16 protein-coding genes are annotated in these 12,821 nt (G+C 36.6%); 9 read left to right on the forward strand and 7 right to left on the reverse strand.

Annotated elements, in window-relative coordinates:
* Positions 1-62: 62 nt before the first annotated feature.
* Positions 63-668, reverse strand: coding sequence for an RNA polymerase sigma factor (locus tag ABFX33_RS01900; protein ID WP_257092830.1), 606 nt, complete (start codon positions 666-668; stop codon positions 63-65).
* A gap of 721 nt (positions 669-1,389) precedes the next feature.
* Between ABFX33_RS01900 and ABFX33_RS01905 the strand changes: the two genes are divergently transcribed.
* The 5 genes from ABFX33_RS01905 (at position 1,390) to ABFX33_RS01925 (ending at position 4,983) form a co-directional block, all read left to right on the forward strand.
* Entirely contained in the window at positions 1,390-2,181 is a 792-nt protein-coding gene (locus ABFX33_RS01905) for an SDR family oxidoreductase (RefSeq protein ID WP_257092832.1), read from the forward strand.
* Between the two features lie 67 nt (positions 2,182-2,248).
* Entirely contained in the window at positions 2,249-2,653 is a 405-nt protein-coding gene (locus ABFX33_RS01910; RefSeq protein WP_208642553.1) for a GlcG/HbpS family heme-binding protein, read from the forward strand.
* An 18-nt stretch (positions 2,654-2,671) separates the two neighbouring features.
* Positions 2,672-3,475, forward strand: a complete 804-nt coding sequence (locus ABFX33_RS01915) for a helix-turn-helix domain-containing protein (protein ID WP_346083954.1) — start codon at positions 2,672-2,674, stop codon at positions 3,473-3,475.
* 171 nt (positions 3,476-3,646) lie between these two features.
* A complete protein-coding gene (locus ABFX33_RS01920; RefSeq protein WP_346083956.1) occupies positions 3,647-4,171 on the forward strand; it encodes a GNAT family N-acetyltransferase in 525 nt (174 codons plus the stop codon).
* Positions 4,172-4,221: 50 nt separating this feature from the next.
* Entirely contained in the window at positions 4,222-4,983 is a 762-nt protein-coding gene (locus ABFX33_RS01925) for a hypothetical protein (protein ID WP_346083957.1), read from the forward strand.
* Positions 4,984-5,136: 153 nt separating this feature from the next.
* Here the strand turns inward: ABFX33_RS01925 and ABFX33_RS01930 are convergent, their stop codons facing one another.
* Positions 5,137-6,273: an alpha/beta hydrolase gene (locus tag ABFX33_RS01930; RefSeq protein WP_346083959.1), complete on the reverse strand. Its 1,137-nt coding sequence runs from the start codon at positions 6,271-6,273 to the stop codon at positions 5,137-5,139.
* Between the two features lie 149 nt (positions 6,274-6,422).
* The gene (locus ABFX33_RS01935) at positions 6,423-6,869 is read right to left on the reverse strand and encodes a nuclear transport factor 2 family protein (RefSeq protein WP_346083960.1); all 447 of its coding nucleotides are present in this window, start codon (positions 6,867-6,869) and stop codon (positions 6,423-6,425) included.
* A gap of 205 nt (positions 6,870-7,074) precedes the next feature.
* On the opposite strand from ABFX33_RS01935, the gene ABFX33_RS01940 reads away from it, so the two are divergent.
* Complete coding sequence (locus tag ABFX33_RS01940) at positions 7,075-7,554, forward strand: GNAT family protein (protein ID WP_346083962.1); 480 nt, start codon at positions 7,075-7,077, stop codon at positions 7,552-7,554.
* A 22-nt stretch (positions 7,555-7,576) separates the two neighbouring features.
* Positions 7,577-7,984 carry a GNAT family N-acetyltransferase gene (locus ABFX33_RS01945; protein WP_257092852.1) on the forward strand — a complete coding sequence of 136 codons (408 nt, stop codon included), beginning with the start codon at positions 7,577-7,579 and terminating at the stop codon, positions 7,982-7,984.
* 131 nt (positions 7,985-8,115) lie between these two features.
* Here the strand turns inward: ABFX33_RS01945 and ABFX33_RS01950 are convergent, their stop codons facing one another.
* Together ABFX33_RS01950 and ABFX33_RS01955 are read right to left on the reverse strand one after the other, a co-directional pair.
* Positions 8,116-8,526 carry a nuclear transport factor 2 family protein gene (locus ABFX33_RS01950; RefSeq protein ID WP_346083963.1) on the reverse strand — a complete coding sequence of 137 codons (411 nt, stop codon included), beginning with the start codon at positions 8,524-8,526 and terminating at the stop codon, positions 8,116-8,118.
* A 255-nt stretch (positions 8,527-8,781) separates the two neighbouring features.
* Positions 8,782-9,390 carry an HD domain-containing protein gene (locus tag ABFX33_RS01955; RefSeq protein WP_346083965.1) on the reverse strand — a complete coding sequence of 203 codons (609 nt, stop codon included), beginning with the start codon at positions 9,388-9,390 and terminating at the stop codon, positions 8,782-8,784.
* Positions 9,391-9,499: 109 nt separating this feature from the next.
* On the opposite strand from ABFX33_RS01955, the gene ABFX33_RS01960 reads away from it, so the two are divergent.
* The gene (locus tag ABFX33_RS01960) at positions 9,500-10,402 is read left to right on the forward strand and encodes a DUF6528 family protein (protein ID WP_346083966.1); all 903 of its coding nucleotides are present in this window, start codon (positions 9,500-9,502) and stop codon (positions 10,400-10,402) included.
* 126 nt (positions 10,403-10,528) lie between these two features.
* Here the strand turns inward: ABFX33_RS01960 and ABFX33_RS01965 are convergent, their stop codons facing one another.
* The gene (locus ABFX33_RS01965) at positions 10,529-10,975 is read right to left on the reverse strand and encodes a nuclear transport factor 2 family protein (RefSeq protein ID WP_346083967.1); all 447 of its coding nucleotides are present in this window, start codon (positions 10,973-10,975) and stop codon (positions 10,529-10,531) included.
* Positions 10,976-11,205: 230 nt separating this feature from the next.
* Here ABFX33_RS01965 and ABFX33_RS01970 point away from each other — a divergent pair, with 230 nt between their 5' ends.
* Positions 11,206-11,973 (forward strand): hypothetical protein, encoded by a 768-nt coding sequence (locus ABFX33_RS01970; protein WP_346083968.1) that lies wholly within the window; start codon positions 11,206-11,208, stop codon positions 11,971-11,973.
* Positions 11,974-11,991: 18 nt separating this feature from the next.
* On the opposite strand, the gene ABFX33_RS01975 is transcribed toward ABFX33_RS01970, so the two are convergent.
* Complete coding sequence (locus ABFX33_RS01975) at positions 11,992-12,549, reverse strand: hypothetical protein (RefSeq protein ID WP_346083970.1); 558 nt, start codon at positions 12,547-12,549, stop codon at positions 11,992-11,994.
* Between the last annotated feature and the right edge of the window lie 272 nt (positions 12,550-12,821).

Below are 12,821 nucleotides of genomic sequence, written 5' to 3' on the forward strand. Positions count from 1 at the left end.
GATCATCTGCTCCCGTTGCAATTTTATTTTATATTTTTTCAGCCTAAAGAAAATAATAGGGATCAATGATGTTGAAGAAGTATAAAAGAGGCTATTAGCAGCGTGGATTTATCCAAAACACCGTGTCTTTCTTTGATATATTTGGTAGCCTTTACAATATGGTCATTGATTGTGGAAGTCGAGATTCTTAATAAGGTACTTACTTCTGCGTAGCTTTTACCTTCGATCTTACAAAGCTTATAGATCAGTCTGCGTTGAGGTGGAAGCTGTTCAATCGTCTGGGAGAGCCATTGTTCGTCCTGTTTTTCGTCTAATTGTTCTTCTACATGGCTGTACAATTGCGTATTATGTTGACTAAGGTAGGCTTGAACCTGTTTCTCCAGAGTATTTTTACGGATAAAGTTATATACGGTGTATTTAGCAATCTGAAACAGATAGGATCGAAAAGACTGTTCGGGATCAATTAGCTCACGCTTATCCCATACTTTTATAAAAACTTCCTGTAAGAGCTCGGCAGCATCCTGTTCGGACTTCACCATTTTACGAATGTTGAGATAGATTCGGCCACTGTAGAGGGTATAAATTTGACGAAAAGCTGTTTGGCAGCCCGAACGCAGGGCCAACAGGTTTTCCTTCTCTTCAATATGATCATATCTCGGTTTATACATTGTCACTCTGGTGAAAATATAAAAAATGGGTCACCAAATCTTGGACCTTTCTCTCATAGTGATGACAAAATAGCAAGAACTATCCCCTTCGTTGAAAAGTAAAAATGCTATAGCTTTATCGTATTTGGTTATCCTCTATCCATCTTAGGTTCATTCAATACATTTATTATCACCATAAAATCGGATAATAAACGAGCGCTGGCATTCTGAAAAATTGAAACTCCAACACATCGATAGCTTAGCTATCGGATACATCCATAAGATTGAATAAAACAAATATAAAAAAACTAAAACGGTTTTGCTTATTTCAGAAGAAAATTAAAAAATGAGCAGGCCGCAGCAATTGCCTCCCCGTGGAATTTGCAAATTGTCCTTTGTCTTAAAATAACGAGGAAACAAAGCATGAATTGGCTCCTATAATCTAGCGATTTCATAAGACCTTTACTCGGACCTCGTTCGGATAAAAGCGAATAAAGTCTGTTTCAAATACGAATAATATAACTATGAAATAAGTATTATTTGGAAAAGAATCTCTTACCTGCTCCCTCGAAAAACAGAAAAAGCCGGATCTCAGGATCGCTCCGAATTTAGCCGCGTCTTCACAGCTATACGTTTTCGCATTAGAAGATTGAACCATTTAACAATATAAAATTGAACCATACAGAAACACTTTCAACATGCAAACTCAGGTAATTTAGCCTAAACCATTTAGATTAAAAAAATGAGTAAAACAATATTAATAACAGGAGCCGCAAGCGGTTTTGGAAAAATTGCTGCATTTGATCTGGCAAGCAAAGGTTACAAAGTAATTGCAACCGCACAGGTTTATCCACAGGTAAGCGACTTAATACGTGAGGCCACCGAAAAAGGAATCAAGCTTATTGTTGACAAATTAGACGTGACCGACCCTCGGGATCTAGCTTATATTCACAAGAAATATGATATTGATATCCTGATCAGCAATGCTGGCATCATGGAAGGTGGACCAATTGCTGAACAGCCAATGGACTTAATCCGTGCTATGTTTGATGTCAATGTATTTGGAGGTCTTGAGCTCGCACAAGGATTTATCAAAAAATTTATTGCCCAGAAAAAGCCGGGCAAGATTGTGTTCACAACTTCAATGGGTGGCCTTTGGACAGTGCCCTATGTGGCGGCTTATTGCGCTTCAAAACACGCGATGGAAGCGATTGCAGAAGGATTAAAAACTGAACTAGCAGACTTTAACATTAAGATCGCCACATGTAATCCCGGTGTATATGGTACAGGATTCAATGACCGTGGTGTGGATAGTATATTCCGCTGGTATGATTCTGAAGTCAATTTCACACCGCATGCTGTATTTGATGGCATCGCTGAATCGTTGAATAATCAATTGGATCCACAAGGCATGGCAGATTGCATTGTAGATGTAGCGCTGGACGAAAATTCTAATTTTAGAAATGTTTATCCTAAGGAAACCGAAGATTTTGTAAAACAGCTGCAGGTCGAAGCCTGGACTGCAAAAAGTTAGTTAAATAAACAATATCCTATGGGCACAGCTACCTTGCTGTGCTCTTTTCATAAAATAATGGACCAATATGATGAATATAAATTATAATCAAGCAACCCAACTATTGAATGCTTCTATTGTGAAAGCGAACGAAATAGGTATTTCTGTCTGCATAGCAGTAGTAGACAATGGCGGACATTTAATGGCTTTAGCAAGACTTGACAGTGTCTTTGGTGTCATAGACTTCGCAATAAAAAAAGCAAAAACTGCGGTCATGTTTGGTGTAGACAGTGACACTATGGGTAGTATTATCGCTGGCGCTGATATCCATTCCTATGGCATGATCAACTCCAATGATGGTTTATTGACAATACCTGGAGGAATAGTCATTAAAGATGCGAAAGACAACATTATTGGAGCAATTGGCTGCTCCGGAGGTACTCCTGAGCAGGATAAAGAAATTGCAAGCGCGGGTAGTCAGATAATCCTTTAATTTAATGATATTTGTATCATGACTGCAACCCACGAGATCATATTTGATAGGCTGGTGTATTCCTGTGCATTTGAAAAACATAGGGGATCCGAGGAATTTTATCCGGATCATTTTTTAGGATTTCAGCTCTGCGGTGAAACACATGCTTTTCATGATCAGGGATTTACAGTTATCCATGAAAACATGGTCGTTCTGGTCAAAAAAAATCAGCTTATCCGTACCATAAAATATCCTTCAAAATCTGGAAAATATAATTTCATTGCGATAACATTGGACAAAGAAACTTTGCAGCGTTACGCTTTTGAAAATAAAATTGTGATAGATACACAATATCGAGGAAAGCAGAAATTATTTTTTGAGCCCAATGAGTTCCTCACCAGTTATTTTATTTCGCTTGCTCCTTATATAAATAAAACGAAACAGGCAACACCTAGACTTGCCGATATAAAAGTCAGGGAGGCTATCGAGCTCTTGCTTGATAGTAACCCTGATTTAAAATATATTTTGTTCGATTTCATTAAAACCTATAAAATCGATTTGGAAGAATTTATGAACAACAACTATATGTTTAATGTTCCGATAGAATCATTCGCTAAACTTACGGGACGCAGTATATCTTCTTTCAAGCGTGACTTTGCTCAGATCTTTAATTGTAGTCCCAAATTGTGGCTCAAGAATAAACGTCTGGAAGAAGCGTATTATTTGATCAAACACAAACGGCAAAAACCAACAACCTTCTATCTGGATCTTGGTTTTGAAAACCTAAGTCATTTTTATTCATCATTCAAAGAGAAATATGGCTTAACAACTTCAGAAATCTAGTATTCTTTTTCTCTTATAATTTTTTGACAATATGGGAAAAGCAGTCTTTTTAGTGTACTTACAGCTGTTGACCAAAGCTGAAATCGAACGCGGAAAATAGATGCTCCACTGACTAATAAAATGACAATTTTTATTCATAAATTGAGTCATTTCATTATAAACAGATTTGCTATGGGAACTAAAATTTCAACAGACAAACTAGTATTGAAACCTGTCGAACTGTCCGACCTCCAAAACATGTATTATCTTAGGACCAATCCACAAGTTGCCAAATATATTGAGCGGGATGTCAATAAAAATCTCGAAGAGATCAGGCAGTTTATAGAGCTAGTCAGAAAAAATAATTTTTACTTCACGATCAATACCATAGCTCCCAGTGAATTTATTGGAACGATAACCTTATGGAATATCGACCGAAGTACAAATTATGCGGTGATAGGCTACGAGTTGCTTCCTCAATTTCAAGGGAAAGGATTAATGAGTGAAGCCGTAAAGGCAATACTAGATTATGCTTTCAATGAAGCAGGATTTGAATATATTGAAGCATATACGCATCGCGAAAATATAGCGTCCAAAAAACTCTTGGAGCGAGTCGGCTTTAAATTGGTAGTGGGTAAAATTGATGAGGATAATTCAGACATTATTATTTATGGAATAAATAAAATACAGAAAGAAAACTCAATTGATCATGAATAATATAATTTAGTAATTTCAAAGGTGATACATAAAGCATAATAAAACAACAGATGAAATTTAGCTTTTTAATTGTAATGTTACTGACTTATGGCTTTGGCCAGGCACAGGATATCGAAATTAACGCTTCAAAAAAAGCCAAGATCAATAATATAATCTCACTCTTCAAACAAAAGAACTTCGACGCTATTTCAGCCATTATAAATTACCCTTTGAAGCGAGAAAACCCGATTCCAGCTATTAAAAATCCAAAAGAATTTAAGCAACGGTCTCACGAGATTTTTGATCAGAGGCTCCTCAATCTGATTGCAGGTTCAAAAACTGAACAATGGTCGGAAGTTGGGTGGCGGGGAATCATGCTCGATAACGGCGCTGTATGGATAGATAGTGATGAAGGGAAAATAACCGCCATAAACTATCAGAGCCCTTTTGAAAAAAAATTAAAACAAACACTGATCCAACAACAAAAAGATTACGTACACAGTTCTTTAAAACTATTTAAAAATCCAGTATATACAATAAGAACTGAAAAATATCTGATTAGAGTAGATGAACTTGCTAACGGAAAGTACAGATATGCTTCTTGGAAGATTGGCAACAAAGAAAACGCGCAACCTGATATTATAATTAATAATGGCGAATTGGAGTTTGGCGGAAGCGGAGGGAATCACGTCATTACATTCACAAACAGAAACTATACTTACAAAATATATCGGAATATTATTGCCGAAAAAAATGCGCCTGATATTACCCTGGATGTAGAAAAAGATAACCAAAAAATTTTGAGTCAACGCGGAACATTAATAGCGAATTAAAAATACTGTTTGCTAAATTAGCATTCAATAACAAGCCAAATTAATACGAAATCAATATGATTTAATTGAGTGCGGTTACTCACCGGTACATTAGAAAGTTCATAAAGAAAAATTTAAGTGTCATAAAAAAATTGATGCTGGCAAGAAGAGTAATTATTCCTCTTCTTTATTGAACATCACCCTAAAAAATTCCAAAGTTGATTTTTCACCTGTTGGTAAATATAAAAACCCATGTCCTCCACTTTCCACGGATTTTAACACCCAATTTTTAGTCTGTTTCTCTACTTGTTGGTACACTTTCATGAGGTCGTCATAGGTATAAAGACTATCGTCTTTGGCATGTATTGAGTAGATAGGATGTGTGAGTTCTGGAATTCCGTTTTCGGATTCAAAATCACCAATCTTCGGCCGTGCTGAAATGGTATAAAATGCTCGAAACGGGGTATTTTGTTCCTGAGCAAACCGATAACTGACATTTCCCCCCATTGATAATCCCCCCAAATACATTGTATTTGTGTTAATATAATAACGGAGCTTAACCTCAGCCAATATCGTCGCAATAATTGCAGAGCAATTGTCGTAATTCTTCCATCCAGGATTTCCCTTTTGAAAGGGATATATAACAATCGAATTGGTGCTATCAGCAATTGTAAATATAGGTTCAAACCGTGTCTGAGGGTCTACTGTGAACGATGCTTCTTGAGCACTCACCCCTCCATGTAGGAAAAAAAGCGTCCTTGTTGGCGTATCGCACTGATAACCCCTGGGAACAAATACAAGATATGGAATTTCAAGTTCACCTTGATTAATATGATACAACGCAAAACCTTGTCGTGCATTTTGATAGGAAGCTTGTTTACCTGAGATCGCATTCGATAGAATTTCATCTTGCCAAATTTTGTCTAGCTTATATTTTTGCTGAATCTGGGCTTCCATCTTCGCTAAGATTTTTTTGTATGTGAGGTCATGTATTATTGATTTAAATAGGGAATCATTTTTAAAATAGGACAGCTCTTGTTCGTTATCGCCCAAGCCTAATTTAACCCCTTCATTTAACCATTCAATAGCCAAGTCGGTTTTACCACAGCGAAGTGCAATCAGCAGCGCATTTGCATAATCATATTTTCCTTTATCATCTTGCTTTTTAAAGGCTTTTTGAAAAGTCAGAAGAGCGTCTTTGTATTTTTCCAATTTAATTTGTGTACCAGCCAGATCCATCAATTGTTCATAGGATTGAGCAACTGATTTCTGAAACGAAAGCAAGACAAGCAATACCATTAAAATCTTCATTTTTTAATTTGGATAATTGTGTAGGAATATAAACTTATATAAATATGTTAAGCAAGAAAATGGATATCGTATGGAGCATATAGGTCGACTAAAAAGCCACATCTCGCGATGTGGCTCTCCAACATATATATTTATTTTAAACGACCTGCTTATTTATACGAGTTAATAGATTTGGATACTTTCCAGCTGTCGCCTTCGCGAACCAAAGTAACAAGATCCGTCATGGTAAAATTTTCAAATTTCATGGTTACTTTTGCGATCATATAGTCTGCTGATTTTTCGATGATCCGGGCGCTCACGTTACAATTCAACTTTTCTCCTTTTTGTTTTTTGAAAAAATCGACCACAGCATTACGGCTATTGGTTGCTGCCTGTGAAGATTGAACATTTTGGCTGAAATCCTCCGTAAACAATTGTTCAATTCCTGCTGATTCGCCCTTTGTTTTCACCGCAACATAATGGTCAAGGGCTAAGCCTGCTGTGGAAAGATTAACTGATGCTTTCTCTGTTTTTCCGACTATTTTTTCCGTTGCCATAGCGAAAGTAGATAATGCAATTAAAGCGACTGCTGCGAATGTTTTTACTAGTGTTTTCATAATGTCTTTATTCTATTGTGTTAGTTCTGTTGTTCTTATTTGTTGATTCAAAACTACAACACAATACGCCCCTCACCTACGGGCTTTAGACTAATGGACAGGAAAACTCGGTGAATGGCGGAAATGGGGAGGTAAATCGGCGACAGGACAAACTTTTCGAACCAATATTTCAAAAATCAAAATATTGTTGATAAATTGTCTATATATGGATAAAGCATTAACAGTTCTGGATTCGACGATACTAAGCAAAGAAGATATAATAGCTATCATGAATTTGTGGAATCAAGAGTATCCGGCTAATTTATCCTATACTTCCACAGCAGATTTCGAAGCGTATACAAAAAGTCTATTGTATCCAGACCATATACTTATCAGAAGCGACAATTATCTTATTGGCTGGGCGACCAAATTTGATCGCGGAAATGAGCGCTGGTTTGTGATTATACTGTCTAGAATCGTACATGGAAAAGGTCTGGGAACTGAATTAATGAATAAATTAAAAGAAAATGAACAACGGCTTAATGGATGGGTCATAGATCATGATCTTGGAATAAAAACAGACGGAACTTTTTACCACTCACCACTTGGATTTTATATAAAAAATGGATTCATTCCAACCACTGATCAACGCCTCGAACTCCCCCATTTATCAGCTGTAAAAGTGACATGGGATGCCAAAATATAAATACAAAGACTGAGTTTAACGAATGAACATAACAATTTCAGATACCCGAAACATCAATATTGATGATATTTTAACCTTATACAGGGCCAATGGATGGAGTGCGGCTGACAAACCGCACGAACTATATCGGGCACTGATCAATTCACATACATTAATCTCCGCATGGAAAGAAGATAGATTGATAGGCCTAGGAAATGCAATTTCAGATGGACACCTCGTTGTTTATTACCCACATCTATTAGTCCTTCCTGACTATCAGGGACAAGGAGTAGGCCAGCTTATTCTTGAAAAAATGCAGGATATTTATGGCCATTTCCATATGCAGATGCTTACAGCAGACGGAAAAGCTGTAAATTTCTACAAAAAGAATGGTTTTGAAAGAGCTGGAGAAACTGAACCTATGTGGATTTACAAAGGCAATGAGCACTAAAAACTGGATTGAACAATTTGCTCTTACATAGATAAATTCATTATTGAAAAGCCGAAGCTTATACTGCTAAAAAATCAGTTATATGATTTAAGTCATATAACTGATTTTTTATATTGTAAAGTTGCGTACTGTTATTGTCCGTTGAATTTGCTATTAAAGTAAGCATCCACGACATGCTGATCTTGTGGAAAATTAAAGACTTCTTTGATCTTATTTTCCTCGATTTTCCAAAGTAAACATGACATATTATTTAGGCTTTCACCATCTTCGTCATTACTCCAATTACGATGACAGTCTATAACATGATCATCACTAACACCCATTACTATTCCTTCGGCTTGAAAATTATACTTTCCCAATTTAGTTAGATAGTCGAGAATTCCGGATACGCCCACTTTAGTTCCGCTCAAAGGATGTGCGCCAGGAATATGCCATTTAACATCACTATGGAAGACATCCGCTAGGTCATCGACATTGTTATTTGCATAAGCTTCAAAAAAACGGTGTATTAATATTAAATTGGGATGATTGTGATTATCCATTGCTGATAAATATGTTTAGATTATTGATGGTGTCATTTGCTAATCTGCAAAGACCACTTGATTAGTAATTCTATTCTAAAAGCAATTTAAGATTAAAATCTAACAAAACAAACCTGCCAATGGACAAAAGCTACTTTCATTTTGCTCACGATAGTTACTAAAAAAGAATACCTCTCTAACCTGCTCACCTTAGCAAACGGATGAAGAAAACTCAATGAAAGGCGGAAATAGGAGGATAAGGCAGTAACAGGAAATTCAACCTAAGTTGTCAATCTCCAGTTGAATATTTAAACGGGCTTGTTTTTCATACCTATCGAAAAACAAATCTGTTTTAAAGATCCTTTCCATATTCAGAAAACTCTGCAGAACTTGTTTTCTACCTTGGTCAAAATAAATAGAATCTCCATATTCTTTGCGGATGCCGACGGCATATTGAGCATAAGATCCACTGTCAGCCCCTAGTATTGACATATCGGCATCTATAAAGTAATTGATATCAGACGAACTATTGCCCGCATGTGTCTTTGTTGCTAAGATCATCTCGCTACATACACTGATCAAATCGGATGGATATTGTAGTCTATTTAGGTGATTCACAGCCACAAGTGCACTCTTTTCTTCATTAGTACCATCCATCATAAAGTAGACGATGTCATGATAAATCATAGCTAGATAGGCTGTGGAATAATCTGACAATTTATTTTTGCAAAGATCTAATTGATTGCTAAAATGCTGCAAATGTACCAAGGTATGATATGCCCTTCGTTGATCGGAATATGATACGATTACCTCATTCCAGCAGGATTCCAACAGGACGATATCCTCAATATATGGTTTGAGGCACGAAAAATAAATCTCTTTCATTTGTAAGACATCAATGATCATAAGTAAAGCTAATTATTTTTGTTATCATATTCGTTTTCAAACAACTTATCTAATTAACTTTAAATACGAAATTAAAACCGAACAAGGAATGAAACCTGGTAGAATAATTGACACATTGGTACTGTGGATCATCTTAGCAATACCTTTTCTAGGCAATGGCCAACAATTGACGCAGATCCAAAAGGGGTATTGGGTTGCCTGTGGAGATGACAAAGTGCTTATTATCAATCCCGCAATTGGTTCCGATAGCTCAGCCATTGTCTGGAAATGGCAATTCGGAGAAAGCGCCAATCAAATACCGAAGGAATATAGCAACTATTTCAAGTCAATAGATGAATGCAAGCCCGTGTTTTCAAATAAAAAAATCCTGATTACATCATCGACTGGTGCAACCTGCTTATTGAATATCGCCGATAAAAAAATTGAGTTTTACGCGAAGACACCCATGGCCCATTCAGCGGACATATTGCCCGGAAAACTTGTAGCTGTGGCAAACTCAACTCATCCAAAAGGTAACTCTCTGGAGCTTTATCAATTAGACCAACCGGAGAAACCGATCTACAAGGACACACTTTATTCGGGGCATGGTGTAGTCTGGAACAACAGATTACAGCAATTATTTGTGCTTGGCTATGACGATCTGCGAACGTATAAATTAACTGATGCTAAAAAAAGCTTAACGCTCGTCAATACAATAAAAATTCCCGGACAAGGCGGGCATGATCTCTCTCGGATAGATGACAATCGTCTACTGGTTTCGTTTACAAATGGCGTAGTTATTTTTTCTATAAAAGAACGAAAATTCGATCCATTCTCACCCTTAGCTGATGCTCATCATATAAAATCCATAAACTGGAATGCAAAAACAAACCGTCTGGTATACACAAAAGCAGAAGAAAGTTGGTGGACATATAATATCTATGCGACCAACCCAAATCAGAAGGTATATATACCGACCCTGAAACTTTATAAAGTCCGTGTCTGCGATTAGGAGTAGCTGAACACAAAAAAGCCACATCTCACGACGTGGCTACTAAACTAAACTTATAAACTTATGATTCACTAATAGTCAGGCTATGAGCTAACTTGACTCACCATTAGTTATTGATTCTTTGTCCTATTTATATGCATTTACCGAACTGGACACTTTCCAGTTTCCATTCTCATTGATCAAAGTCACAAGATCTGTCTTGGTGAAATCCGCAAATTGCATTGTTACCTTTGCGACCATATAATCTGACGATTCTTCGATGATCTGGGTATTTACCTTGCAGTTGAGCTTCTCCCCTTTTTGTTTTTTCAAAAATTTGATGACTTCCCTACGGTTATTTGTCGCTGCGTTTCCTGATTGGATTTTTTGGCAGAAATCTGCAGCAAATAATTGATCTACTCCGGCCGACTCTCCCTCGGTGATAACCGCAACATAATGACTAAGGGCGATATCTGCAGTGAATAGATTAACTACAGCTTTCTCTGAAGTTGAAGATGGTTTATCTGCGGCCATAGCGAAAGTACTTATTGCGATCAACGCTGCTGCCACGAATGTTTTTACGAATGTTTTCATAATATTCTTATTTTATTATATTAGCTTTTCATCTAAATAATTCATCCATTATTAGTGATGAAGCTTTATACTCTCGGTGGTTTATTGTTCTTATTTGTTGATTCAAAATTATAGTACGATAGCTGCTCCGCCTATGGTCTTTAGGTCAACGGGTATAAAAACTCGGTGAATGAAGGAAATAGGGAGGTGAAATTTAAAACGCTTTTCAGAAATCTGAGAACAAAACATATATGACAGAGCATATTCCCTTTATACAAGTAATTAAAGTTCCCATCGTTGCAGATCTAGTACTGAGTCCCACCGTCCTATACGATGAAAATGGAACCTCCATCTGCTTTGAAACGGAGGATGAACAGTTTGGTAGAATCACCATACAAAAAATGGATGGAATCAGAATCTGCCGTGGGGAAATTCCACCTTATCACGATCCCAGAGAAAATTGGGAAGATTTTGAGGTAGGCACCTGGGTGTACCGGGTTGAAAACTCAAGATGGCTGATGGAAAGATATCAATATGAAAAAAAACACTATGGCCAATCGTATGAATGGGGCAATTCAGTGGAAGAAATGTTGACCGACTATACACATTATTACTTTTTCTTTCATGACGAATTTGTAGAGGTTATCGCTAAAGGCTTCTGGTGGGAAAAAGCTGAACAGAGCTTACTCGGAAAACCATTGTCAATGAGTCATCCATTCCTCAAATTACAGACTGATTTTACGGAAGAACTCAACATCAATGATGCTCGATTTTATATCAAGATAAATCCTAAATCACATCAAGAACTCTTAGAAGATGTACGTTTTTGCCATCAAACCATTCTAGAGGTTTGGGTAAAAATTAAGGGTGAATACTTTCAGGAGGGGACACTAAAAATTAAAGAAAATAAGGCTGTCGTTTTTTCTTATTATCAACCTAGGTTCGGAAAAGATATTATCATAAAAAAAGGCATTGCAGATCTAGCTGACCTGGAAAATGTACTAATGTCCAAACCTTGATAGATGAAGTCGTAGATCTTATTTTTCTCGTAATATTGGATGTAATTTATCATAATCTGACCAATCACCAAAACCTTTGAACTGGACACCTCGGTCCCATGGAACCATTGCTTTGCAATCAAAGCAAATTTTGGCAAGTCCAATACATTTTTTATTCTTATAAAAAACAAGGATATCTCTAAATTCATGTATACATGAACTATCTATATCCTCTTGTCTAGCTTTGCGAAAAAATAATGAATCTATAACGCCATAATGCTTTCCATTAATCAGCGTTTTGGTATAGTCGACATCCTCCAGTCTCTTTAGGAAAGCAGTGTCAACTTGATTATCACCTAATACAGACAACAAAAAAACATCCTGCTCGGATTGGATCTTCTTGTCTTGCAACTCTCCAATTTGATTAAGATCAATCATTGTTGAATAATGAACAAGCGAATCAAACTGAAAAGAACCAGAAGTGATGTTATTTGGGGTCTTTCCCTCTCGCGAACCACCATTGCCAACACAGCCCTGCGAGCAGATAGAGATGATCATAGCAAAAATTCCCACTGATATAAATGTTCCTCTTTTCATTTTCATAAGCTCCTTTTTATTACAGATTCATAGCACCATGATAGCTAAAGAATCGATCCTTGTGCAAAATTTATTGACCAACTAGATTCTAGGATAATAGACAAGGCTAAAATATGATAAAAAATTCTATCAAATAAGTAAATCGAAGATTAAAAAAACACAATAAAGTAGCAAAGATATAGCCACAACTAAGAAAAAAATATAGTCAAAATAGGGGTTCTAGCTATCTTCAAGCGTTAGATAAGCTCGCTATCATTACTATTGAGCAGAAT

Source organism: Sphingobacterium ginsenosidimutans (genome assembly GCF_039536865.1).
GTDB lineage: Bacteria > Bacteroidota > Bacteroidia > Sphingobacteriales > Sphingobacteriaceae > Sphingobacterium > Sphingobacterium detergens.